The 21,037-nt window shown below is 66.6% G+C and carries 18 protein-coding genes; 3 read left to right on the top strand and 15 right to left on the bottom strand.

Going from position 1 to position 21,037, the window contains the following annotated elements:
* Positions 1-2: 2 nt before the first annotated feature.
* The 3 genes from JOF56_RS16630 to JOF56_RS16620 form a co-directional block, all read right to left on the bottom strand.
* The gene (locus JOF56_RS16630; RefSeq protein ID WP_209638779.1) at positions 3-1,031 is read right to left on the bottom strand and encodes an LLM class F420-dependent oxidoreductase; all 1,029 of its coding nucleotides are present in this window, start codon (positions 1,029-1,031) and stop codon (positions 3-5) included.
* Positions 1,028-2,179 (bottom strand): CaiB/BaiF CoA transferase family protein, encoded by a 1,152-nt coding sequence (locus tag JOF56_RS16625; RefSeq protein ID WP_209638777.1) that lies wholly within the window; start codon positions 2,177-2,179, stop codon positions 1,028-1,030. The genes JOF56_RS16630 and JOF56_RS16625 overlap by 4 nt, the downstream gene beginning before the upstream one ends.
* A gap of 139 nt (positions 2,180-2,318) precedes the next feature.
* Positions 2,319-3,503 carry an RNA-guided endonuclease InsQ/TnpB family protein gene (locus JOF56_RS16620; protein WP_209638775.1) on the bottom strand — a complete coding sequence of 395 codons (1,185 nt, stop codon included), beginning with the start codon at positions 3,501-3,503 and terminating at the stop codon, positions 2,319-2,321.
* Positions 3,504-3,794: 291 nt separating this feature from the next.
* On the opposite strand from JOF56_RS16620, the gene JOF56_RS16615 reads away from it, so the two are divergent.
* The gene (locus JOF56_RS16615) at positions 3,795-4,886 is read left to right on the top strand and encodes an alcohol dehydrogenase catalytic domain-containing protein (protein ID WP_245378280.1); all 1,092 of its coding nucleotides are present in this window, start codon (positions 3,795-3,797) and stop codon (positions 4,884-4,886) included.
* Here the strand turns inward: JOF56_RS16615 and JOF56_RS16610 are convergent.
* Both JOF56_RS16610 and JOF56_RS16605 read right to left on the bottom strand, forming a co-directional pair.
* Positions 4,876-5,481 carry a TetR/AcrR family transcriptional regulator gene (locus tag JOF56_RS16610; RefSeq protein ID WP_209638773.1) on the bottom strand — a complete coding sequence of 202 codons (606 nt, stop codon included), beginning with the start codon at positions 5,479-5,481 and terminating at the stop codon, positions 4,876-4,878. The genes JOF56_RS16615 and JOF56_RS16610 overlap by 11 nt on opposite strands.
* A gap of 9 nt (positions 5,482-5,490) precedes the next feature.
* Positions 5,491-6,300, bottom strand: coding sequence for an oxygenase MpaB family protein (locus JOF56_RS16605; protein WP_209638771.1), 810 nt, complete (start codon positions 6,298-6,300; stop codon positions 5,491-5,493).
* A gap of 129 nt (positions 6,301-6,429) precedes the next feature.
* Here JOF56_RS16605 and JOF56_RS16600 point away from each other — a divergent pair, with 129 nt between their 5' ends.
* The gene (locus tag JOF56_RS16600; RefSeq protein ID WP_209648299.1) at positions 6,430-7,803 is read left to right on the top strand and encodes a WS/DGAT/MGAT family O-acyltransferase; all 1,374 of its coding nucleotides are present in this window, start codon (positions 6,430-6,432) and stop codon (positions 7,801-7,803) included.
* 371 nt (positions 7,804-8,174) lie between these two features.
* On the opposite strand, the gene JOF56_RS16595 is transcribed toward JOF56_RS16600, so the two are convergent.
* The 6 genes from JOF56_RS16595 to JOF56_RS16570 all read right to left on the bottom strand — a co-directional run bounded on the left by JOF56_RS16595 (position 8,175) and on the right by JOF56_RS16570 (position 16,169).
* Positions 8,175-9,371: an acyl-CoA dehydrogenase family protein gene (locus tag JOF56_RS16595; protein ID WP_209638769.1), complete on the bottom strand. Its 1,197-nt coding sequence runs from the start codon at positions 9,369-9,371 to the stop codon at positions 8,175-8,177.
* Positions 9,368-10,654, bottom strand: coding sequence for an acyl-CoA dehydrogenase family protein (locus JOF56_RS16590; RefSeq protein ID WP_209648298.1), 1,287 nt, complete (start codon positions 10,652-10,654; stop codon positions 9,368-9,370). Before JOF56_RS16590 ends, JOF56_RS16595 begins: the two co-directional genes overlap by 4 nt.
* Positions 10,655-10,896: 242 nt before the next feature.
* Positions 10,897-12,606: a 3-oxosteroid 1-dehydrogenase gene (gene kstD, locus JOF56_RS16585; protein ID WP_281065443.1), complete on the bottom strand. Its 1,710-nt coding sequence runs from the start codon at positions 12,604-12,606 to the stop codon at positions 10,897-10,899.
* Between the two features lie 118 nt (positions 12,607-12,724).
* Complete coding sequence (locus JOF56_RS16580; protein WP_209638767.1) at positions 12,725-13,747, bottom strand: alpha/beta fold hydrolase; 1,023 nt, start codon at positions 13,745-13,747, stop codon at positions 12,725-12,727.
* 20 nt (positions 13,748-13,767) lie between these two features.
* Positions 13,768-15,312 (bottom strand): succinic semialdehyde dehydrogenase, encoded by a 1,545-nt coding sequence (locus tag JOF56_RS16575; protein WP_209638765.1) that lies wholly within the window; start codon positions 15,310-15,312, stop codon positions 13,768-13,770.
* Entirely contained in the window at positions 15,309-16,169 is an 861-nt protein-coding gene (locus JOF56_RS16570) for an SDR family oxidoreductase (RefSeq protein WP_209638763.1), read from the bottom strand. Before JOF56_RS16570 ends, JOF56_RS16575 begins: the two co-directional genes overlap by 4 nt.
* Positions 16,170-16,231: 62 nt before the next feature.
* Here JOF56_RS16570 and JOF56_RS16565 point away from each other — a divergent pair, with 62 nt between their 5' ends.
* The gene (locus JOF56_RS16565; protein ID WP_245378277.1) at positions 16,232-16,876 is read left to right on the top strand and encodes a TetR/AcrR family transcriptional regulator; all 645 of its coding nucleotides are present in this window, start codon (positions 16,232-16,234) and stop codon (positions 16,874-16,876) included.
* 68 nt (positions 16,877-16,944) lie between these two features.
* Here JOF56_RS16565 and JOF56_RS16560 read toward each other — a convergent pair whose 3' ends face one another.
* Genes JOF56_RS16560 through JOF56_RS16545 form a run of 4 tightly spaced genes read right to left on the bottom strand, consistent with a single transcriptional unit; the run spans position 16,945 to position 21,024 of the window.
* Positions 16,945-18,177 (bottom strand): SAM-dependent methyltransferase, encoded by a 1,233-nt coding sequence (locus JOF56_RS16560; RefSeq protein WP_209638761.1) that lies wholly within the window; start codon positions 18,175-18,177, stop codon positions 16,945-16,947.
* Positions 18,177-19,511 (bottom strand): FAD-binding oxidoreductase, encoded by a 1,335-nt coding sequence (locus tag JOF56_RS16555; RefSeq protein ID WP_209638759.1) that lies wholly within the window; start codon positions 19,509-19,511, stop codon positions 18,177-18,179. Before JOF56_RS16555 ends, JOF56_RS16560 begins: the two co-directional genes overlap by 1 nt.
* 50 nt (positions 19,512-19,561) lie before the next feature.
* A complete protein-coding gene (locus JOF56_RS16550) occupies positions 19,562-20,383 on the bottom strand; it encodes a hypothetical protein (protein ID WP_209638756.1) in 822 nt (273 codons plus the stop codon).
* An 11-nt stretch (positions 20,384-20,394) separates the two neighbouring features.
* Positions 20,395-21,024 (bottom strand): alpha/beta fold hydrolase, encoded by a 630-nt coding sequence (locus JOF56_RS16545; protein WP_209638754.1) that lies wholly within the window; start codon positions 21,022-21,024, stop codon positions 20,395-20,397.
* Between the last annotated feature and the right edge of the window lie 13 nt (positions 21,025-21,037).

Genomic DNA, 21,037 nt, shown 5'->3' with positions numbered 1-21,037 from the left:
GACTAAGCGAGCCACTCCTTGACCTGCTCGACCAACTTGGCCGGGTTCTCACCGATCGGGGTGACGTTCAGGGTGGTCACGCCGGCTTCCTTGAAGGCCTGGAGACGTTCCTTGACGTAACTGGCCGGGCCCACCAGGTTCATCAGTTCGGCGAACTCGGCGGGGACCGCGGCGGCGGCCTCCTCCTTCTTGCCTGCGAGGTAGAGGTCCTGGATCTTCTCGGCCTCGGCCTCGTAGCCGTAGCGACGGGCCAGGTCGTTGTAGAAGTTACGGCCCCTGGCGCCCATTCCGCCGACGTAGAGGGCGATCACCGGGCGGGAGGCGTCGCGCAGCGCTTCGACGTCGTCGCCGATCGCCAGCATGCCGCCGGCCACGATCTCCAGGTCGCCGAGCTCCGCGGAGCGCTTGGCCTTGCCCGCCGCGAGTGCCGGGCCCCAGACGTCCTGGGCCTTCTCCGGGATGAACAGGGTGGGCAGCCAGCCGTCGGCCACCTCGGCGGTCATCTGGACGTTCTTGTCACCCAGGGCGGCGATGTAGATCGGGATCGAGTCGCGGACCGGGCGGGTCAGGATCTTGAGCGGCTTGCCCAGCCCGGTGCCCTGGCCGGCCGGCAGCGGGATCGGATAGTTGCCCTCGTTGGTGATCACCTCACGGCGCCAGATCCGGCGGCAGATGTCGACGATCTCCCTGGTCCGGCCGAGCGGCTTGTCGTAGGCGACGCCGTGCCAGCCCTCGACCACCTGCGGGCCGGACGCGCCGAGCCCGAGGATCGCGCGGCCGCCGGAGACGGCGTCCAGGCCGGCGGCCGTCTGCGCGAGCAGGGCCGGGGTGCGGGAGTAGATCGGCAGGATCGCCGAGCCGATCTGGACCCGGTCGGTCTTCGCGGCGACGTAACCCATCAGGCTCGGAGCGTCGAAGCCGTACGCCTCAGCCACCCAGACCGCGTCCAGGCCGGCGTTCTCCAGGCTGACGATCTGCTCGATCAGCTCTTTGGGGTCGCCCGCGTACATCAGCTGTGTGCTGATCTTCATTGATCATTCCCGTCTTGTACGGCGCCGTGCGCCAGCAGTTCGTCGACATCCTGGAAACCCCAGTCCACCAAGGCGTTGCGGGTGTGCTGGCCTGGAAGTGCCGGCGGGGTGCGCAGTCCGGCCGTGGTGGCCGAGAACCGCGGGGCGGGCGCGGGCTGGACGACGCCGTCCCGCTCCACCAGAGTGCCGCGAGCGGCGATGTGCGGATGGTCCTTGGCCTCCGCGAGCGAGAGAATCGGCGCCACACAGGCGTCCGTGCCCTCGAACACCTCTGTCCATTCGCGACGCGTCCGGGTCGCGAACACCTCGGCGAACCGCTTTCGCAGCTCCGGCCAGCGCCTGAAGTCCAACTGCCCGGGCAGGTCCTCGTCGGCCAGGCCCAGCAGGCGGACGAACTCCCGGTAGAACTGCGATTCCAGCGGTCCGACGGCCATGTGCTCGCCGTCTGAGGTCTCGTACACGTCGTAGAACGGCGCCCCGGTGTCCAGCAGGTTCACGCCCCGCTCCGGGCGCCAGACACCAGCGGACATCAGTCCGAAGATCATGGTCGCGAGGTGCGCGGCGCCGTCGACGATCGCCGCGTCCACCACCTGGCCCTGCCCAGTCTGTTCGGCGTGCCGCAGCGCCGACAGGATGCCGACCGCCAGATACAGCGAACCGCCGCCGAAGTCGCCGACCAGGTTCAACGGGACCTGCGGCGGCCCGTCGACGCGACCGAGCGCGTGCAGGACGCCGGTGATGCCGATGTAGGCGATGTCGTGACCAGCGGACTGAGCGAGCGGGCCGTCCTGCCCCCAGCCGGTCATCCGGCCGTAGACAAGCTTCGGATTGCGCCGCATGCACTGCTCGGGGCCGATGCCCAGGCGCTCGGCCACGCCCGGCCGGAAGCCCTCGATCAGCACGTCCGCCGCCTCGGCCATGCGAAGCACGACCTCGGCACCCCGATCGTTCTTCAGGTCCACGAGCACCGAACGCTTGCCGCGGTTGAGCAGGTCACGGTTTGCCGGCCCGGCCACCGGGACACCACCCGGCCGGTCCACGCGCACCACGTCGGCCCCCAGATCGGCCAGCAACATCGCACAGAACGGGGCCGGGCCAATGCCGGCCAGTTCGACCACGCGGAGACCCGCGAGTGGTCCTGTGCTCACCGTCGACCACCTCCTACTCGCCAGTACGGGACTGTATACCTAACACCGTACGGATAGCTGTCACGAATCCCACACTGAAGAACGGGCTCGTTGCCTGAGCCTGCATGACGGGGTCGCCGATAGGCTTGCTGCTGCCGCCCTAGCTGGCTGCCAGGGTGGGCGCTGCGTGTGGACGCGTGACTTCGCCCCAGCATGCAACACCGCGTCGCGCGATGTTGCATGCCGCGTTGTAGTCGGCGTGCCCAACGAAGCCACACCGGCCACAGACAAACGACGCCTGCGAGCGCCGGTTCTTCTTCTCGGTCCAGCTGCAACAGTGGCATTCCTGCGACGTGTAGGCAGGATCGACCTGAACAAACGCCGTTCCTGCCTGCTCAGCCTTGTAAGCCAGATACCGGCCGAGTTGCGCGAACGCCCAAGAATGCAACGTGGCCCGTTGGGGCTTGCGAAGCCGTACCCGTGCACGGATCCCCGTCAACTGCTCGACAGCGATGCCACGTCCGGTGCGTTCAGCCTCGGCCACGATGCGCTTGCTGATCTGATGGTTCATGTCGGCCGCGAACCGCCGTTCCCTGCGGCGGCGTTTCTTCAGCAGACGCCGCGCGGAGGATGTTCTCCTGGCTTGCAGCCGAGTCCGGATGCGCTGCTGCCGCTTGCGGTAGCGGTTCAGGCGTGACCCGGACATCCGGTCACCGTCAGATGTAGTGGCGATGTTCACGATCCCCAGGTCGACGCCGAGAAATCCGTTCACAGGCGCCAGCCGCGCGGCCTCGGGGCTCTCGACGACGGCGTGCAGCAGCCACACCCCGTCGCGCCAGATCAGATCAGTTTCGCCAATCGATCGGGACCGCAATACAGCGAGATGACCGGGATGGCCTGCGACCCGCAGGTGGCGCAGTCGGCCCGCCACCGTCCATATCGACACTGTCACCTCGTGGCTGGCATCGCCGAATTGCCAGGACAGGCAGCGAGCATCAAACGGCTGCCCCGCCACCGGGCGGAATGCAACCGGCGTTTGCTCGACTTTCCGGCGCTGATCCGATCCTGGTGGCCCGTAGTTCCCGGCCGTCAGGTTGGCGTGCAATGTCGTGTACGCGTTCGCGGTCTTGGCGATCACCCGGATCGCCGGCTGTGCCGCCAGGCCGAACCGTTCCCGCAGCTCGGTGTAGAAGCGTTTCTGCACGTCGAACTTCCGGAACACCCGGCTGGCGTGCATCTGTTCAGATAGCCAGGACGCAGCGGCGTTGCAGGTATGCAGAGTGTCGGCCAGCGCCGACGTCTGCTCAGGCGTCGGCAGCAATCGCACCTGCACCACACGCTTCACGAAAATCACCGTACCTGTCCAGACCGATCACCAGCCCCAACGGCGCGCCCCCACGGAGCGCGCTTCTCTCGATCACCAAAGAGGACAACTTGTGAACTACGCCATGTGGATGATGGGGCGGCCTGGCTTGGTCGCGCTGGTCATTTACGCCGCGCAACCCGCCCGGCATCACCCCGGCCAGAATGGTGAGCACCTGCAACGAGGACGCCGGTTGCGCGGGGCGGGGTGGAAATGGCCGGCTTCGGCGACCAAGCCCGCCGAGCGGAGCGACACCAGACGACACTGTGCAGAATGGGCTCCATGGTGAATGCGGCTGTTGTTGCAGGACCGGATGCGGCCATCGAGGTCCGCGAGATCGAGCTCCCGGCGCTGGGGGCGAACGACGTACGGGTCAAGGTCGCGGCGGCCGGGGTGTGCCACTCCGATCTGTCGATGATCAACGGGACCTTCTCTCCGGTCTTCCCGCTTGTCCTCGGCCACGAGGCCGCCGGGACCATTGTGGAGACTGGGTCCGCGGTGACGCGAGTAGCCGTTGGCGACCGGGTCGTTGTCAACTGGGCACCCGCGTGTCGGCACTGCTGGTTCTGCCTCAATTCCCAGCCATGGCTGTGCACGGCCGTCGAGGGCGTGGTCAGTCCGTCACGCGGGACTGTGGATGGCGCTCCGCTGCAGGTCACGCTTGGGGTTGGCGCTTTTTCCGAGGAGGTTGTCCTCGGGGAGAACTCTGTTGTGCCACTTGCGCCTGGTGTTCCGCTTGATGTGGCCGCGTTGCTTGGGTGCGCTGTGGTGACTGGTGTGGGCGCGGTTCGTAACACCGCTGCTGTGCGGCCGGGTGAGTCCGTGGTTGTGATCGGGCTTGGTGGCGTCGGGTTGTCGGCGATCATCGGCGCGCGACTGGCCGGGGCCGGGCCGATCATCGCGGTGGATGTCGCACCGGACAAGGAAAGTCTCGCGCGCAGTGCGGGTGCGACACATTTCATTGTGGCGCATGACAAGCTGGCCAAGGAAATCCGCAATCTGACCGCCGGGCGCGGCGCGGACCACGCGCTGGAATGCGTCGGTGCCTCAGCGACAATCCGGACGGCGTGGCAGACCACTCGACGTGGCGGCCGTGTGACGATTGTCGGCGTCGGGCGGCGGGACGATCAGGTCAGCTTCAACGCCTTGGAGCTGTACCACTTCGCGCGCACGATCGGGGTGTCGGTGTACGGATCGGGCGACCCGGACCGCGATATTCCGTTGCTGGCCACGCAAATCGAACTCGGCAGGCTGGATCTGGCACCACTGGTGTCACACCGGATCGGTCTCGACGAGATCTCCGACGCCTTCGACCGGATGAAAACAGGGACCGGTGCGCGGTCGCTGCTGATGTTCACACCTTGAGCCACGCCACCAGATAAGTCTTGGCGAAGGCCCGCATCTCGCGTTCGTTCTCGGTCGGGATGCGGCCTTCCGGCGTGAGCACCATCGAGTGAATCAGGCGCGCCAGCATTTCGGCGAGCGGTTCGGCGTCGAAATCCCCGAGGTGCCCGGCGCGCTGATCCTCTTCGATTTTCTGCTTCAGATATCCGCGAGCGAGCGCGATCACCGCCCCGCCGTGCAACGTCAGGCCGGGCAGCACCGCCTCGGGCTCGCTGGAGAGCAGCCGGTTGAGCAACCGGTGTTCACGCAGGCCCCGGACGACCGCCACAAACCCCTCGACCATCCGCTCCTCGGCATTGGCGGCCTTGCTGATCTCGACGTCCGCGGCGGCGATGAACCGGCGCACCTCCCGCAGCCCGACCGCCGCGACCAGGTCGTCCTTCTGTGGGAAGCGGCGATAGAGGGTCGCCCGGCCGATGCCGGCCTTCCGGGCGACGTCGTCCATCGTGGTGCGGCGCAGGCCGAATTCCTCATACGCGTCCAGCGCCGCGTCGAGGATCCGGCGCGTGCTCTCATCCTCGGGCTCGGCGGCCGTCAGGACTTCGGCGAGGAACATTCCGCGAGTCTACGGCCGTGCGGCGCGTTTGGCGGCCAGCGCCATCGGGTGATAGCGCAATCTGGCCGGTATCAGCGGCATCCCATTACGCACAGTCGCCTGCAGTATCCTTAAATTCCGCCGGTCCTGATCCGTCCACTGTAGACCAAGGCGATTCCGGAACACCGGCGGAAGCGTTCCCGTGGTGGCGGTCGTCATGACTTTCGAGGAGAACGGGCCGATGGCGCGCCACGCGGCCTTCGGCCAGCCAGGCGGGCAGATCGGCCGACGGTCGCCGAGCGACGCCAGGACCGCCCGCACACTGCTGTTGTCCTCCAGCTTGTTGGCGACCATATCGTTGAAATAGTCGAAGAATCCCGGCAGATCCTCAGGCATCTGATGCGCCTTGAGGCCAAGCACCTCGCCCAGTTCCCGCCATTCCCGGTAAAGCCGCTGTTGCTTGGCCGTGCTCAACGGCGTGGCGAACCTGGCATGCAGATCCACACTGCCTTCGAACAACGTGGCATGAACCCACCAATAGGCCTCGGGATTGAGCGCGTGATAGCGGTGGCCGTGATGGTCGACCCCCTTGATGTCCTTGTGCATTTCCCTCAACCGGCCGGCTTCGGCGACCGTCCGGCTGCCGCCGTACGTCATGATCATCAGGGAGTCGACCGTGCGCTGAAGCCGTTGCCAAGGCCTGGACTGAAAGTCCGAATACTGGGCGACGCCCGCACCGACAGCGGGGTGCGCGACCTGCAGCAGCAACGCCCGGCCCGAACCGAGCAACAGGCGCCAGTCCAGGACGTTGTGCCAGGTTTCCGACTCAGGTCCCAGCATCAGCCACCTCCTTGAGACGCTGATACTCCAATTGTATCATAATCTCAGCATGATCGGATCTTCCTGGCTACCGTCCGTGGCGGTAATCTCTGCTGGTCGCACCGGGGACAGGAGGCGCCCATGGCCCGGATACCGCTCATGCCCGTGACCGACTCGATGTTCTTGATCGGCGAGTCGCGTGAGCATCCCATGCACGTCGGCGGACTACAGCTGTACACCCTGCCGGACGACGCCGGGCCGGACTATCTGAGCCGGATCTACCACACGCTGGTGGCCGACGAGCAGAGCGTTCAGCCGCTGTTCCGGCGTCGGCCCCGGCGGCCGGTGTCCAGCCTCGGGCAGTGGTCCTGGACGACCGATCACCAGCTCGACATGGAATACCACGTTCGGTTGTCGGCGTTGCCGCGGCCAGGGCGGGTTCGCGAGTTGCTCGAGCTGACTTCGCGGCTGCACGGCTCGTTGCTCGACCGGCACCGTCCACTGTGGGAGTTCCACCTGATCGAAGGCCTGGAAGGCAACCGGTTCGCGACGTATTCGAAAGTCCACCACGCCCTGATGGACGGCGTCTCGTCGTTGATCCTGGCCAACCGCGCGCTCTCGGCGGACCCCTCGACCATGGACATGCCCCCAGTCTGGGCTGTTCCCCCGATGGACCGGCCGTCGACTTCGGACGGCAGCGGCCCGCTCGCGGTGCTGGAATCCTTGCGCTCCACAGCGGCCGACCTGGCCGGCGTCCTGCCCGCAGTCGTGAAGAACGCCAACATAGCCTTGCGCGAGCAGGCGAGCGTGCTCCCCTTCCAGGCGCCGCGTTCGATCTTCAACGTCCAGATCACCGGCGCCCGCCGATTCGCGGCCCAGGCCTGGTCAGTGGACCGGATCAAGTCCATCCGCCGCGCGACCGGCGCGACACTGAACGACGTGGTCCTGGCCATGTGCTCCGGCGCGCTACGCCGCTACCTGCTGGACCTCGGTGCGCTGCCCGACCGCCCCCTGATCGCCATGGTCCCAGTTTCCTTGCGCGCCAAGCAAAAGAACACTGAAGCAAGCGGAAACTCAGTCGGCGCGATCCTGGTGAACCTCGGCACCGACCTGGAGGACCCGGCCGAGCGCTTCACCCAGATCCAGTCCTCGGCGCAGGTCGCCAAGCGCTCCCTGGCCGAGCTGAGCCCCCTGCAGATCCTCGCGCTGTCCGGCATGACCATGGCGCCTCTGGCGTTCGCCCCCATCCCCGGCTTCGTCAAGCTGACGCCGCCACCGTTCAACCTGATCATCTCCAACGTGCCCGGCGTCCCAAAGCCGTTGTACTGGAACGGCGCCCGCCTTCAGGGCATGTACCCACTCTCGATCCCGTACGACGGCCAGGCCCTCAACATCACCATCACCAGCTACGCCGACAACCTCCAGTTCGGCCTCACCGGCTGCCGCCGAAACGTCCCCCACCTGCAGCGCCTGCTCGTCCACCTCGAGGAATCCCTCTCCGAGCTGGAGAAAGCCACTTTGTGATCGACACATGGCGGGATGGCACCGACAGCCATCCCGCCGCCGGACGACTCGACTGAACGCGGCCTCCGCCCCCCGGAATCCAGCCTATCGGTGGGGTCTGACAAGAGCGGGCCGGTGAAGATCCACAAGCCCGAGTTGTCCACAAGCGCCGACTTGTCCACAGCGGTGACCGGGATCCGACTTGGTCACCGGTTCCTGTCAGACCCCGCCATTAGGCTGGAAATCGGGGCCGAAGGCCATCCTCCCGGCAACACGGTGAACGACAGCACGAAGCTGACACCGCAAGCTCAGCCCCTGTCGGCCCTGCCGACAGGGGCTGGACTCCAGGGGCTGACTGCCACAGGAACGACTGTGTGGGCTCTGGGGGTGGGTTACTTCAGCTGGGCGGAGGTTTTGCCGAGCAGGCGGCGGGCGACGATCAGTTGCTGGATCTGCTGGGTGCCCTCGAAGATGTCGAGGATTTTGGCGTCGCGGGCCCATTTTTCCAGCAGGGCGTTCTCGGAGTAGCCGATTGTGCCGCAGAGTTCGACGCAGCGCAGGGTTATCTCGGTGGCGACGCGGCCGGCTTTGGCCTTGGCTTCGGAGGCTTCGAGGGAGTTGGGGTTGGCGTTGTCGGCCATCCAGGCCGCCTTCAGGGTGAGCAGGCGGGCTGCTTCCCAGTCTGCTTCTGCGGCAAGGTAGGCCGCTGCGGCCGCCGACTGGTTGTTGATGGGGATGTCGTAGGAGATTTCGATGCCGGCTTGCGTCAGCAGGCGCTCGGTTTCCTCGAGGGCTGCTTGGGCCAGGCCGACTGCCATGGCGGCCACGAGGGGGCGCGTGTTGTCGAAAGTCTGCATGACGCCGGCGAAACCCGTGCTGATCTCGGGGTTGCCGAGGAGGTTCTCCGCGGGCACGTGACAGTCGGCGAAACGGATCACGGCTGTGTCGGACGCGCGGATGCCGAGTTTGTTCTCCAGACGCACGACTTCCATGCCTGGCGTGCCCTTTTCGACCACGAAGGACTTGATCGCCGCGCGGCCCAGCGACTTGTCCAAAGTGGCCCAGACGACCACCGCGTCTGAGCGTTCTCCCGCGGTGACGAAGATTTTCTCGCCGTTGAGCACGTAGTGGTCGCCGTCTTTGACGGCCGTTGTTTTGATCGCGGCGGAGTCGGAACCTGTGTCGGGCTCCGTGATCGCCATGGAGGCCCAGAGCTTTCCGAACCGCGTCAGCTGTTCCTCGTTGGCGACCGATGCTATCGCCGCGTTGCCGAGGCCTTGGCGGGGCATCGAGAGCAGGAAGCCGAGGTCACCCCAGCACAGCTCCATGGTGCCCAGCACCGTTGACATGTTGGCGCCGTTACGGATCCCGGTGCCGGATTCGGTCCGGCGGACGCCGGAGGCACCGCCGCCGCCTTCGCCGGAGGCGTTCACGCCGTCCAGCAGGGCCGCGAAAATGTCGAGCTCTTTGGGGTACGTGTGCTCGGCGCGGTCGTACTTGCGTGAGTTCGGCCGGAAGATCTCGGCCGCGGCCTGACGCGCCTGGTTCAACAGCGCGCCGAACTTGCCCGGCACCTCGAGGTTGATCACAGCAGGACCGCCCCTTCCATCAGACCGACCGCCCGCAAGTCGCGGTACCAGCGCTCCACCGGATGCTCCTTGACGAACCCGTGCCCGCCAAGCAGCTGCACACCATCGCTTCCGATGGCCATTCCCTTGTCAGTACACAGTTTCCGAGCCAACGCCACCTCACGGGCGAACGATTTGCCCTGCTCGGCACGAGACGCGGCCCGGTAAGTCACCAGCCGCATGCCGGACAGCTCGATCCCGATGTCGGCCACCTTGAACGCGACGCCCTGCCTGTGGCTGACAGGCTCACCGAACGCAACGCGCTCGTTCACGTAAGGAATCACATAGTCCAGCACGGCCTGCGCGGTACCGACGGCCAAAGCGCACCACCCGAGCCGGGACAATCGGATGCAGTCGGCGTACACATCGCGAGAAGCCCCGCCTAGCAACGCGGACCGGGGAACCGTGATGTTGTCGAGCAGCACCCGGCCCATCGAGGCGGCACGCAATCCCATCGCGGGCTCGGCCTCGATCACGACGTCCGACGACTCCACGAGGAACAGCGCGGGCGAACCGTCGAGCATGGCCGCGACCACGAACAGTTCGGCCTCGGCTGCGCGCGGGACCAGGGATTTCACGCCGTCCAGCCGATACCCCTCGGGTGTTCGGCGAGCGGTCGTCTGCAGCGCGAAAGGATCGAACAACGGCCGCGGTTCGAGCACTGCCAAGGCCGCCGCCGGCACGTTCTCACCGACGAAAGCGGGCAGGTACGTCGCCTGCTGGTCGGCATCGCCCCACAGCGCCAAGGCATTGCTCACAGCCGAAGGCGCCAGGCACGCCACCGCGAGGCCCATGTCGCCGTGCGCCAGGGCCTCAGCGATCAGGACACCGGACACTGTGGACCGCTCGCTGCCCGCACCGCCGAGCTGCTCGGGCACGCCGATCATGGTTACGCCCAGCTCAGCGGCGGTGTTGAGCAGTTCGAGCGGCGCCTTGCAGGCGGTGTCGGCGTCGGCAGCCGCGGGGCGCAGCTGTTCGGCGGCGAACTCCGCGACCGTGTCGCGGATCATCTGCTGGTCCTCGTCGGGCGTGAGGTCGAACAGGCCACGCTCGGGTGCCGCGGACAGGCGCGCGGGTTTGCCCAGCTTCTGCACGGACTGAAACGACCGTGTCGCGGCGCCGAGCGTGCGGAAACCCGTCCTGGTCGCATAGAAGACGCCGCGCTCAATGGGCTTGTTCAGCCCGAACCGCTGCACGAGGCGAGCTCCCGCGATCCGGTTGAGCACCGCGAGCGCGATACCCATCGCGTCACGCTTGTGCCGGTCGACCATGTCACCAACTCCTCGCATCCCGAGTCTTATCTACTCTAGAGTAGGTAAGACTCGGGCGCGAGACCAGAGTCAGTCGACCAGGGCGAACGCATCCCCGTCGGACGTCCCGGTGATGCCGCGCACATTCGTCGGCCCCACCACCCGACTGGGCGTCCCGGTGTCGCAGCTGCTGCTACACGCGTCGCCGGTCGAGCGGTTCGGTCCAGTTGGACTGGTCAGATGTCCCTGGCGGCGATGTAACCGAAGGTCATGGCAGGGCCGATGGTCGAGCCTGCGCCGGCATAGCTGTGTCCCATCACCGCGGCGCTGGCGTTTCCGGCCGCGTACAGGCCTGGAATGACCGAACCGTCGGCACGGAGCACGCGAGCGCGGGCGTCGGTCCGCATTCCGCCCTTGGTCCCCAGGTCGCCGGGGACGATCTTGAAAGCGTAGAACGGTGGCAGCCAAAGGGAAGCGAGGCTGGACGACGGGAAGACACCCGGGTCTGTGTAGTAGTGGTCGTACGCGCTGTCGCCGCGACGGAAATCGGTGTCGCGACCAGAAAAGGCCATGCTGTTGAACCGGTTGACAGTGGCACGCAAAGTCGCCTGTGGAACGCCGATCGCGGTGGCCAACGCTTCCACTGAGGACGCTTTGACCACGGCTCCGGAGTCGAACCAGGCCTGCGGCAAGGGAAGCAGCGGTGCAGTGTCCTTGAACAGGTACCGGTTGCGGTAGTTCTGGTCCACGATCAGCCACGACGGGATGCACGGCGCCGACGGGTTCTTGTCGTACATCACGTGCACGACATCGCCGTAAGGTGCGGCTTCGTTCACAAACCGCTGGCCGGCCTGGTTGATCATCAGCCCGCCCGGCAGAGTCCGCTCAGCCAGGCAGAAATAGGGACCTTCGGGCAGCGGGATCGCCGGGCCCCACCACGCGTCGTCCATCAGATCCAGCGCGGCTCCGGCTCGTTGACCGGCCCGGATGCCGTCGCCCGTGTTCTCGCGGGCGCCCACGGACCAACCCGTGTTGATCGGCTGGCGCTGGTACTGAACGCGCATGACCGCGTTGTGCTCGAACCCGCCGGAGCCGACGATCACGCCACGCCGCGCCTTGATCTGTCCTTGTGGTGTCTCAACGCCTTTGACAGCACCGTTCTCGATGACAAGGTCCAGCAACGGCGTGTTCAGCAACACCGGCACGTTGGCCGCCATCAGGCCCGCGCGCAACGCGCCCGCAAGCGATTGCCCCATGGTCAAAGGCTTCTGACCGGCGGCCGCAGCGGCCGTTCCGCGAGCGACGCACTGGAGGGCGACCGCCAGCCCCTTGGCGTTCACCGCGGACAGCGCGAGCCACTTGTAGTCGGCGCTGAAAACCACCAGTCCAGGCGGGGTCGCGAGGTACGGCGGGTTCAAACGGGCCAGTTCGGCGCCCAGAAGGTTGCCGTCGAACTGGTCGGGCTCGATCGACCGGCCGTTGGGCATACCGCCCGGCAGCTCCGGATAGTAGTCGCTGTAGCCCTCCATCCACCGGAACCGCAACGGGCTGTTGGCCATCACGAACGAGATCATGGCCGGCCCGTTGGCCAGGAAAGCCTGTTGCCGGGCAAGGGGAACTTCCGCACCGACCACAGCGGACAGATAGGAGGCGGCCTTCGCCGGTGTGTCGGGCACGCCGGCCGCGAGGATGACCGGGTTGTTCGGGATCCAGATGCCCGCGCCCGAGCGGGCCGCGGACCCGCCGAAGGTCGGCGCCTTCTCGATCACCACACAGGAAAGTCCACGTTTGGCCGCGGTCAGCGCGGCGGTCATCCCCGCCGCGCCCGAGCCCACTACGACAACGTCGTATTCGCTGGCGGCATCGGCTCGCAACGGGTTCGCGAGCCCGGCTGCCATCGCGAGCCCAGCTCCGGTGAGGACGTGACGACGGGAGACGTTCGGCATGAGTCAGCGCTCCATCGACGGTGATGTTGCCGCTCAAAGCTAGAACGCGTTACACGTCGTTCGCAATCCATCAAATGGCGCACTGCAACAGTAACCGACGATGTCGGCAGAACATGTTTCAGGCGATGAACGAGTCGATCACCCGCCACGTCGTGTCCCGGGCGCCCCGGCCGGTCAGCACACCGAGGTGGCCGCCAGGACAGACCTCGAACCGGACTTCGGGCGAATTGTCCAGCAGGTGCGTGAGCCGGCGGACGGCCGGCTCGGGGGCGATGCCGTCGGTCGCGCCTGCGATCACCAGTACCGGGACCTCGATCCTGGCCAGCGAGATCAGCCTGCCCGCCACGTCCACGATCCCGTCGTGCAGGTCGTTGCCGCGAAAGAACCGATGGTAGAGCTGGCCGAAGGTCCGGCCGGGATAGGCGATCATGTTCTCCATGAAGCGGTCGACCGCCTCGATCTGGGCGAGAAACTCCTTGTCGTCCAGGTGCGTGGCGATCGCGATCGGCTTGGTGAGGTACTTGTCCACAGAGGTCAGCTGGAACGCCCAGCGGACGACCTGCCGCGGCGCGCGGCCGAGCAGCCGGTAGGGGCCGGTGAGCAGCCAGCCGCCGGTCAGCTCGATCAACGGGCGGGCCGGGGCGACCAACGGGATCGCGGTGAAGTCGATCGGGCTGGCCACCGTGGTGATCGACGCGATCGGCAGATCCGTCTGGTCGGCGGCGGTGAGCAACGACAGGATCCCGCCCAGGCACCACGCCACGATGTGCACCGGACGACCGCCCGCGTCCTGGCTCGCGGCGCGGATCGCGTGCGGCAGGACCTCGTCGATCCAGTGCTCGATCCCCAGGCCACGGTCGGAAAAACTGACCGTGCCGTAGTCCACAAGGTACGTTGCCCGGCCTTGGGAGACGAAGTGCTCGGCCAGGCTGCAGCCGCGACGCAGGTCGAAGCACAGCGCGGGCGCGGCCAACGGCGGCACGAGCAGCACCGGGTCGCCGGACCGGGCCCCGGTCATCCGGTAGACCCACCGGTTCGGACCGTGGTCGACCAGCACCCGCGGCATCGGCCTGAGGTCGGCGACGCCGCCGCGCAGCACCTTGTCGAGCGCGTTCGTCGTCGCGGTCGAGAGACTGATCATGCCGCCATTATCGCAGGTAGTTAGCGTATGCCCGCCTTTCGGAACAGTCGCAGCAAGGCCCGCATGTTCTTGGCGAACAGGCCGTACGGCAGCCAGCGTGGTGGCGTGGTCAGCGGCACTTTCTGCACGGAGACGTTCTGGGCCTCGGTGTACTTCAGCAGGCCTTCGGCACCGTTGCGACGGCCGAGACCAGAGTCCTTCATCCCGCCCATGGGTGCGTCGGCGCTGCCGAAACCGACGACGTGACCGTCGTTGATGTTCACCGTGCCGGCGTTCAGTTGGGCGGCAACGCTCTCAGCGTGCGGAATGGATTTGCTGAAGATGCTCGCGTTGAGGCCGTACATGGTCGCGTTCGCGCGTGCGATGGCTTCGACATCGTCGGCAACGCGATAGATCGACACGACCGGTCCGAAGGTTTCGCTGTCGTAGCAAAGCATCTCGGGCGTCACATCGGTCAACACGGTCGGCTCGTAGAAGAACGGCCCGATGTCGGGGCGCGCACGGCCGCCTGCCAACACCGTCGCGCCCTTCTCACGGGCATCCTCGACGTGCGCCGACACCGTCTCCAGTTGTCGTCGGGACGTCAGCGATCCCATGTCCGCGCTGAAGTCGTATGCCGCGGTGAGGTTCATCCGCTTGACTTCCTCGATGAACCTGGCCACGAACGCGTCGTACACGGCAGTGTGGACGAAAAGGCGTTCCGGGGACATGCACAGCTGCCCGGAGTTGGAGAAACACGTCTGCACGGCCCCGGTGGCGGCCTTGGCGAGGCTGGCGTCCGCCAGGATCAGCAGCGGATTCTTGCCGCCGAGCTCCAGCGAGCACCCGACCAGGCGCTGCCCGGCGCGGGCGGCGATCTCCCGGCCGGTCCTGGTCGACCCGGTGAAGCCGACGTAGTCGGCGGTGTCCACGATCGCAGTCCCGACCACCGGGCCGTCGCCGAGCACCACGCGGAGCAGTCCTTGCGGCAGCCCGGCTTGGTAGAGCAGGTCCACGCCGAACAAAGTGGACAGTGCGGTCTGTGTGTCCGGCTTGAGCACCACCGCGTTCCCGGCGATCAGCGCGGGAATCAGGTCCGTGAACGCCAGGGCGAACGGGTAGTTCCACGGCGTGATGATGCCGACCACACCTTTGGGCGCACGCAGCTCAGTCGTCTTGACCAGCAACGGCATCATGCCCTCACGCCGTTGCGACGCCAGCAGCTTCGGCGCTTTGCGCGCGTAGTAGCCCACAGTCACCAGCGGGCTCGCGGCTTCGAGGAACGCGTCCCGGCGCGACTTCCCGGTCTCCGCCTGCAGCAGATCAAGCACTTGCTCGGAGTGCTCGAGCACCAGCGCGTGGAACCGTTCGAAGATCGCGATCCGGTCGGCCACAGCTACGTTCGCCCAGGCCCGCTGGGCCACCCTGGCCGCCTCGACGGCCTCGGCGACGTCCTGCGGCGAGGAGCGCGGCACCTTGGCCAGCGTCCCACCGGTGAAGACCTCGACCGTACTGAGAGTGTCCGATGTGGATGCGGAAACCCGGTCGCACAGCCGGGCGACCAACGCGTCCGTGATCGTGTTCATGCCTTGAAACCGTAGGCCTCGTCGGCCGCGGGCGCACTAGCCGCGGCGCGTGATTCGTATTCCGCCCGTTCGGCCGAATGTGCGGCGTCCACGAACAACCGGTCGCCCTTCATCTGGCGGACAAGCCATTCACCGACCGAACGCGGCATCAGACGGGCGAACCTGTTCGTGGTTCCCACTGCACGGGGTACGAACACGTCGAACCTCGGCCGCTTCAGGGCGCTCACGATCGCGGCGGCGACCTGCTCGGCGGTGACCGTTTTGATCATCTTGGCGTCCTTGACCCCGGCCGCGAGTTCGGTGCGCACGATGGCCGGCATCACGCATGTCATCTCGACGCCGGAGCCGCGCAGTTCCATCCGTACGGCCTCCGACAGGCCCACCACACCGTGTTTACTCGCGCAATAGGTCGCTCCGCCTGGGAAACCGGCCTTTCCGGCGGCTGAGGCGATGTTCACGATGTGGCCGGTTGCGCGAGGGCGCATGCGTTTGACGGCTTCACGTGTGCCATGCATGACGCCGTGCAGGTTGATCTCCAGCACGCGCATGGTGGTGATGTCGTCTTCGTCCTCGAACCGGCCCAGCGGCATGATTCCGGCGTTGTTGATCAGTACGTCGATCGGGCCGGTGCGGCTTTCGGCCTCATCCAGGAACTTGGTGAACCCCGCCGGGTCTGTGACGTCCACATGAAGTGCGAGTGCGCCGAGACGTCTGCCCGTGCTCTCTGCCGTGGCCAGGTCGAGGTCGCCGATGACGACCTTCGCCCCCTCTGCGACCAGGGCCTCGACCGTCGCCGCACCGATTCCGCGGGCGCCGCCGGTGATCACGACCACCTTGCCCTGCAGGGAACGCGCCACACTGCACCTCCGTGTCGCCGGACAGTCCAACTAACATACACACCTGAAGGTATTGTTGCGTCATGTCGGTAACCACCGAGAAGCCCCGTAGGTCCAAAACCGGCCGTACGCAGGAGGAACGCAGTGCGGCCATGCGCGAGCGGCTGCTCGACGCGACCATCGACTGCCTGGTCGAGTACGGCTATTCGGGCACCACGACCACTCGCGTGGCCGAGCGCGCCGGCGTGACCCGCGGCGCCCAGGTGCACCACTTCCCGACCAAGACCGACCTGGTCACGGCCGCCGTCCGGCACCTGGCCACACGCCGGGCCGAGCTGGCGTTCGCCCAGATGGATCGGCTCTCTGAGTCGGCCGACCCGGTCGGCGACACCCTGGACCTGCTGTGGGAGATCCACCAGGGCCCGATCTTCGCGGCCAGTACGGAACTGCTGCTGGCCGCGCGCACCGACCCCGAGCTACGCGTCCAGGTCTCCGACGTGGAGCCGGAGATCGGCGCGATGGTGATCGACTTCGGCAAGCGCCTGTTCGGCGAGCAGGCCGCCACGCCCCAGTTCCGGCACTACTCCTACACCGCGATGGACACCGTCCGCGGCCTGCTGATCAGCAACTGGGCCTACCCGGACGACAACCAGCTCGATGCCCGCTGGCAGCGCGCGAAAGCATGCCTGCGCACGATGGCGCCAGCCGGCCTGACCCCGTCCGGCTAGAGATGTGCCCCCAAAGTGGCGTTGGGGGCATCCAACGCTCCGAAAGCCACTTTGGGGGCGAAACAACCTCACCAGGTGGGGCGGAGGGGGAAGCCGGAGCGGCCCTGGTTGTCGAGTTTGACGCCGAGGACCTGGTGCAGCTGGATCTCGTTGCGTTCGAAGCCGAGGCGCGAGCCGGCCATGTAGAGCCGCCAGACGCGGGCCTTGTGCGGGCCGACCTCGCGGACGGCTTCGGTCCAGTGGCGTTCGAGGTTCTCGCCCCACGCGGCGAGTGTGAGTGCGTAGTGCTCGCGGAGGTTCTCCTCGTGGCGGACCTCGAAGCCGGTGTCGTTCATCTGGGTGATGATCCGGCCCGGGCCGAGCAGTTCGCCGTCCGGGAAGACGTATCGGTTGATGAAGTTCTCGGTCCGGGCGTCCTGCAGGTTGTCCGAACGGGTGATGCAGTGGTTCAGCAGCCGCCCGCCTGCGCACAGCTTCGAGTAGAGCATCTCGAAGTACGAGGCCAGGTTGGCCTCGCCGATGTGCTCGGTCAGGCCGATCGAACTGATCGCGTCGAAGTCCGACTCGAAGACGCCGCGGTAGTCCAGGTGCCGGACTTCCGCGAGATCGCCGAGGCCTTCCTGGGCGATCCGTTTCTGTGCCCACTCGGCCTGGTTGGCCGAGAGGGTGACGCCCAGGGCACGGACGCCGTAGTACTTGGCGGCGTGAATGACCATGCCGCCCCAGCCGCAACCCACGTCGAGCAGCCGCATGCCGGGCTGCAGCGCGAGTTTCCGCGCCACCAGGTCGAATTTGGCGTACTGGGCGTCCTCAAGGGAGGTGTTCTCGGTTTCGTAGACGGCGCATGTGTACGCCATCGAAGGACCGAGCACCCACTCATAGAACTGGTTGGACACGTCGTAGTGGTGCGAGATCGCGACCGCGTCCCGCTGGCGTGAGTGCCGTCTGCCTGACAGCCGTGACTCCTCGGCCGGCGGTCTGGTGGGCCAGAGCACCTTGGCGACCGCGAGCTTGGTGGCCACCTTCATCAGCAGCGAGGCGGAGAGCTTGCGCGGTGACATTTCCGGGAATGTGGCCAATGCGGTGTACATGTCGCCGACGATCTCCAGCGCACCGGTCACGTACGCCCGCACCAGACCGAGTTGGTTGGGCGAAGAGGCGATGTGCGACAACGCCAGCGGCGAGCGCACCTCCACTCGTACGTCGGCGTCCCGGGTGCCAGACCGGCTGCCGTCGTAGGCGATGAACTCGACCGGCACACCAGGACCGGTCATCTCTTGAATGGCTTCAGCGATTCGCATCAACTACCTCGCACGCACTTGTCGTAGAGGCCGGGCAACCGACCGTCCGGATCGAACTCACGCTTGAGGGCGCGATAGCGCTCTCCGTTGTACAACCGCCAGAAGTCCTCCTGGGAGTAGAAGGACTCCGAGTACAACGACTTGTGGCCGCCGAGCTCGGTGACGACCCGCTCGATCATGCGGTTGTGCGTGCCTGCCGGTTCACCGGGCGCCAGCGGGACGGTCGCCCAGAAGCCGACGTTGACGTACAACGTGCCGGGGTCCATCGGGTACAGCGGCCAGGTGCGCCGGTCGCGCAGCTTGATCGGGCACAGCCAGACCGGGCTGATGCCGATGTCCCGGTGGAAGAACTCGAGGAACTCCGCGAGCCGGTCGAGCGGGATCTCGACGTCCTGGATCACCGGTTCGCGGGCGGCCGCGCCGCTTGCCCGGCCGATCCGTTCGGTGATCCGGTATCGGCGGTCCAGTGCGACGATCTTGCGGTAGACGTCCGAGCGCAGGTACCGCTTGGGCCACAGGCGACGCACAACCGGGTGCTGCACGCCGAACGCCCGGGAGCACCAGAACCAGTCGGTGTCCCAGCGCCACAGGTAGTCCCGCACTGTCAGCAGGTCGGCCGACCGCTCCCGGATCGATTTGTAGAAGATCTCCTGGCCCTGGTAGTCACTCGGCCGATGCGTTGGTTTGTCGACAAATCGACCCAAGGTCAGGTACTGCTCGTCCGGCCCGAACACCGTGCCGTCCAGGAAATCCACGTCGGGACGTTGTGCGATCGCAGTGATGTCCGTCGGATCATCGAACTTCACGTGCCGTAGCTCGACATACGGCAGCACGGGTTCGAGCTCGATTTTCAGCCGCAGCGCGTAGCCGAGCGTGCCGTACGAGTTGGGAAAGCCACGAAAGCGTTCGTCATCCCGGTCCAACCGGACAATCCGGCCGTCTCCGGTGAGGATCTCCATCTCCAGCACGGATTCGTGCGGCAGCCCGTTGCGGAACGACGTCGACTCGATGCCCAGGCCGGCCACCGCACCACCGAGCGTGATGGTCTTGAGCTGGGGAACCACCAACGGCATCAGCCCGTACGGCAGCGTGGCGTCGACGAGCTGCTCGTAGGTGGTCATCCCGCCGACGTCGGCCGTCCGCGCCTCGGCGTCGATACTCAGGACACCGGCGAACTCACTGACGTCCAGCGTCCGCGTGGCCGGATCGCGGAAGCGGAACAGATTCGAGGTGGTCTTGCCCAGCCGTACGGGCGCCCCCGGCGGGAGCGCCGCGTACTGATCGCGTAGAGCGGCCGCTGCCCGCTCATGGCTCATCACGGCATGGTTGCCCATGACAACCGATGCTATGCCGCCCCGATCGACTCAGCAGCGTGATTTTCCAGCTACGCCGCCGCGCGGTACTCCCTGAAGAGGTCGGGTATATAGGCCAGAAGCAGGTCCACCGTGGTGAACAACCCGGCAATCGGGTCCAAACGGGCGAAAGCGTAGGCGAGCTCGCAGCCCTTGCGGGACGGCACGGGGTTGCCCACATCGGTGAACCAGTCCAGGAACGGCACCCGCTGGCGGGCCAGGTCGGGGTGGATCAGTCCGCCGTAGACGGCCAGCAGGTCCAGCGCGGCCGGCCGGTTACGCAGCGTCCACCGGTAGAACTCGGAGAACAGGAAGAACCGGCGCTCCACGGCGGTCGGCTTGATCTTGTGAACGCGCTCCGCGAGCACCACACCGTGATCGGTCGACGCCTGTTCGGCTTCACCCCACGCTTTGTCGTGCACGTTGCGTACGGTCAGCTGCCCGGCGTGCAACTTCGTCAGATATGTCGCCCATTTGCGCGAACCCGGGTTGCCGAACTCGTCCTGCGAACGGCCGAGCGCGATCGCGATCCCGCGTTCGACCCCCTCGACAATCCCGGAGTCCACGTAGGACACCCACGTTCCCGGCGCGCCCATGTTGTGGTCGCGGAAGAACGTGATCACGCCCTCGATGTTGCGCCACCGGTCGGTCGCGTCCAGTTGCGCGCCCGGACCGCTTTGCATGAGCCGGACGAACTCCAGCCGGTCGTCCATGGACATCAGATTGATCTCGGCCGCCGTGCAGTCCAGCGCGGCCGTGCAATCGCCTGGAGTGCGGCCGGCCGCAGAGGCCGGCAACGGCATCACCAGACTGGCCAACAGCGCGAATACGACGATCCACCCAGAGCGCTTCATGCCTCAGGACGTTAGAACCTGCCGAGGTGACTCAGCAACAGTTCGGAAATACCGGGCGAAAACTGTTCCCACTGATACGGGCCGGTGACCCAATCGGGTGCATTGTCGGCGATGAACAGCGTAGGAACCGTGACGCGGTGGCCGTACCCGAGAAAGTCGTTGGCGCGATACCAGTTGAGCGCCGACTCCAGCGCCTGGCTGTCCTCAGGAATCGGCTGCGGCCCTGGCCTGGGCAACGACACCGTGGCCAGCGTGCGCACCCGGTGCGTATACCGCGCTGCCGCGATCCACCCCACCGCCGCGCCCCAGTCCTGGCCGACCAGGTCGAAGCGGTACCAGCCAAGCGCGTCCGCCATCGCGACGACATCGTCGACGGCGTAGTCCAGCCAATAGTCCTCGACCGCCAGGGGCCGTACGTCCGGCGAATATCCACGCTGATCCGGCGCGACAGCCCGGTATCCAGCCCTGGCCAGCGCCTGCAACTGGCCCTTCCAAGCGATACCGGACTGCGGGAAGCCGTGCAGCAACAGCACTTTGCGGCCGTTGCACGGACCGGCGGCGACCGCGTCGAAAGTCCCCGCGGCGGTCGGGATACGTAACGGCGTGATGGTCTCACCCCGGTCGAGCACACTGCTTGCCATGGGCACAGCGTCG

The sequence above is a fragment of the Kibdelosporangium banguiense genome (assembly GCF_017876405.1).
GTDB lineage: Bacteria > Actinomycetota > Actinomycetes > Mycobacteriales > Pseudonocardiaceae > Kibdelosporangium > Kibdelosporangium banguiense.
Note: the sequence above shows the minus strand (reverse complement) of the source record. Positions and strands in the feature narration are given on the sequence as shown.

Bases quoted from the DNA above. Each gene is read 5' to 3' on its own strand.
- JOF56_RS16630 (WP_209638779.1), bottom strand. From the start codon at position 1,031: ATGAAGATCAGCACACAGCTGATGTACGCGGGCGACCCCAAAGAGCTG.
- JOF56_RS16615 (WP_245378280.1), top strand. From the start codon at position 3,795: ATGGGCTCCATGGTGAATGCGGCTGTTGTTGCAGGACCGGATGCGGCC.
- JOF56_RS16610 (WP_209638773.1), bottom strand. From the start codon at position 5,481: ATGTTCCTCGCCGAAGTCCTGACGGCCGCCGAGCCCGAGGATGAGAGC.
- JOF56_RS16605 (WP_209638771.1), bottom strand. From the start codon at position 6,300: ATGCTGGGACCTGAGTCGGAAACCTGGCACAACGTCCTGGACTGGCGC.
- JOF56_RS16590 (WP_209648298.1), bottom strand. From the start codon at position 10,654: ATGGGTATCGCGCTCGCGGTGCTCAACCGGATCGCGGGAGCTCGCCTC.
- kstD (WP_281065443.1), bottom strand. From the start codon at position 12,606: ATGCCGAACGTCTCCCGTCGTCACGTCCTCACCGGAGCTGGGCTCGCG.
- JOF56_RS16580 (WP_209638767.1), bottom strand. From the start codon at position 13,747: ATGATCAGTCTCTCGACCGCGACGACGAACGCGCTCGACAAGGTGCTG.
- JOF56_RS16575 (WP_209638765.1), bottom strand. From the start codon at position 15,312: ATGAACACGATCACGGACGCGTTGGTCGCCCGGCTGTGCGACCGGGTT.
- JOF56_RS16565 (WP_245378277.1), top strand. From the start codon at position 16,232: ATGTCGGTAACCACCGAGAAGCCCCGTAGGTCCAAAACCGGCCGTACG.
- JOF56_RS16560 (WP_209638761.1), bottom strand. From the start codon at position 18,177: ATGCGAATCGCTGAAGCCATTCAAGAGATGACCGGTCCTGGTGTGCCG.
- JOF56_RS16555 (WP_209638759.1), bottom strand. From the start codon at position 19,511: ATGGGCAACCATGCCGTGATGAGCCATGAGCGGGCAGCGGCCGCTCTA.
- JOF56_RS16550 (WP_209638756.1), bottom strand. From the start codon at position 20,383: ATGAAGCGCTCTGGGTGGATCGTCGTATTCGCGCTGTTGGCCAGTCTG.
- JOF56_RS16545 (WP_209638754.1), bottom strand. From the start codon at position 21,024: ATGGCAAGCAGTGTGCTCGACCGGGGTGAGACCATCACGCCGTTACGT.